The 2,472-nt window shown below is 55.1% G+C and carries 2 protein-coding genes; both read right to left on the reverse strand.

Features of this window, described 5'->3' with window-relative positions; all coding sequences use genetic code 11:
* Positions 1 to 196: 196 nt before the first annotated feature.
* Entirely contained in the window at positions 197 to 907 is a 711-nt protein-coding gene (locus WBV27_RS11690; RefSeq protein WP_424202262.1) for a Crp/Fnr family transcriptional regulator, read from the reverse strand.
* Positions 908 to 990: 83 nt separating this feature from the next.
* On the reverse strand, positions 991 to 2,472 hold a 1,482-nt coding region (locus WBV27_RS11695; RefSeq protein ID WP_424202264.1), incomplete at its 5' end, for a heavy metal translocating P-type ATPase.

Genomic DNA, 2,472 nt, shown 5'->3' on the forward strand with positions numbered 1-2,472 from the left:
GAAGTCGCCGGATTCAGGTAGCCGATCACGAAGCCGACAACCGTGGCAAAGGTCAACAAAAGCCCTTGCTTCATTTTTTCTGTCATCAAAATTTCCTCCCTTTTTCGTAAGCCTATTCTACCACAAAGCGTGCTTGCGGAATACGGTTGTGATCCGGCAAAAAAGCCTTTCCGATTGACGGAAAGGCAGGAGTGTTTCATAAAAACAGCAGGCCATCGAAATCTAGAATGACGATTTCGCGGTGGTTCAGTTGTTTGATAAGATGGTGGTCCTCCAACGAACCCATCTTGCGGCTGATCGTTTCCGGAGTCGTTCCGAGGTAGGAAGCCAGATCTTTCTTCGACATCGGCAAAGTGATGGTGTCGCCGTCCTTCGTGGCCAGTTCGGCAAGATAAAGGGCCAAACGGGCTTCGATTTTTTCGGTCGCCACGTAGGTCGTCTGCCTTTCCGACTTTTCCAGACGGTTGGAGAATTCCTGCAGCAATTTCAGCGAGATGGCAGGGTATTTCAACAAAAAGTGCTGCAGATCGCTCCTTTTCATCCGGCAGACTTGGGTCTCCTTCACCGCTTCGGCATAGGCTTCGTGCTTCGATTCGTTGAAGAGGGCCAGCTCACCTGTGAAATCGCCCGGGTAAAGGAAGCGCACGAGCTGCTCTTTCCCGGATTCGGCCAACCGGTAGATCCGGATCAGGCCGGAATGGAGGATGTAGAGCGTATCCGATGCATCGCCGGGGCGGTAGAGCAGTTCGCCTTTTTTGTAGGTCGCCGGATGGGTGACGGACATGATTTCGTCCATCTGATCCGGCTCCAGGTGATTGAAGATCGGCACAAGCGAAATGCAGGAAATTTGCGAGTTACAGGTGCACCCTGTGCTGCACTTGTGCGCCGGTTTATGGGTTTCGTTCATTGGGCAAATTCCTCCTTTTCGGTACGGGACATGCAGTCTTGGTTGCTTAAATTGTACCGCAATCCAACGGCTGCATGCGAATTTTATCTTGGGGCGGCGTTCGATTTACGGTTGAATCCGATCAAACGCATGGCGTTCAGGATGACGGCCAGGATGCTGGCTTCATGGATGAACATGCCGCTGGCGAGATGGACGGAACCCATCAGCACGCCAGCCAAAAGGAAGAGCACGACACCTACCGCAATGGCGATGTTCTGTTTCATATTGCGCATGGTTGCTTTTGAGAGCGAATAAGCATGGGAAAACTGCATCAGCTTATCGGCCATCAGCACAACGTCGGCCGTCTCCATCGAGATGTCGGTCCCGCCTTCGCCCATGGCCAAGCCGATGTCGGCGGTCGCGATGGCAGGGGCATCGTTGATGCCGTCCCCGGCCATCGCCACGACAGCGCCATCTGCCTGCAGTTGTTTGACGAAACACACTTTGTCCTCCGGCAACAGCTCGGCATGGAAGGCGTCCAGTCCCAATTGTTCCGCGACCGCTTGGGCGGTATGGCGGTTGTCCCCCGTGAGCATGATGATCTGTTTGATGCCGTTGCGGCGCATTTCGGCCAGAGCCTGCGGTGCGTCTTCGCGGATCTGATCAGCAATGGAGAATAGCCCGGCAAGCGTGCCGTCAATGGCTGCGAAAACGACAGTATTGCCGGTTTTTTCGCGTGCAATCGCGTAGCTTTCTGTTGCTTCATCGATTGGAATACCGGACTGGGCCATCAGTTTGCGGTTGCCGGCGACGAGACGGTGGCCGTCCACTGTCGCTTTCAATCCGTGGCCTTTGATGACTTCCGCATCTTTCGGCGCAACAGACATTTCAAGCCCTTGTTGATGCGCGTATTTCACGATTGTTTGTCCGAGGTGGTGTTCGGAAATGCGCTCCGCAACGGCCGTCAGGCGCAGGAGTTCGCTGCGATCAATGGCGCCGAGGATATGGATGTCGGTCACTTCCGGTTTGCCTTTCGTCAGCGTGCCGGTCTTGTCGAAAACGAGCGTATCGACTTTAGAGAAGCGATCCATGACCTCGCCGCCTTTCACCAGCACGCCGTATTTGGCGCCGTTGCCGATGCCGGCGACGTTCGATACCGGAGCGCCGATCACGAGCGCTCCCGGGCAAGCGATCACAAGGAAAGTGATGGCAAGATGCAGGTCACGCGTCCAAACGTAAACGATGACGGAGAGCACCACAATCGCAGGCGTGTAGAAGTTGGCGAAGGCATCGAGGAAACGTTCGGCCTTGGATTTGGATTCCTGCGCCTCTTCGACCAGTTCGATGATTTTTGCGAAAGTTGTGTCATCGCCGACCTTTTCCGCGATCATTTCGATGAAGCCTTCGTCCACCAATGTCCCCGAAAAGACTTTGTCATCCAAGGATTTGTTGGCCGGGATCGCTTCGCCCGTCACAGCGGCCTCGTTGATGGCCGCCTGACCCTTCACGATGATGCCGTCGACAGGGATTTTGCCGCCGGACTTGATCAGCAGCCGATCGCCCACTGCGACATCTTCCACAGGCAC

The sequence above is a fragment of the Trichococcus sp. genome, assembly GCF_049589555.1.
GTDB lineage: Bacteria > Bacillota > Bacilli > Lactobacillales > Aerococcaceae > Trichococcus.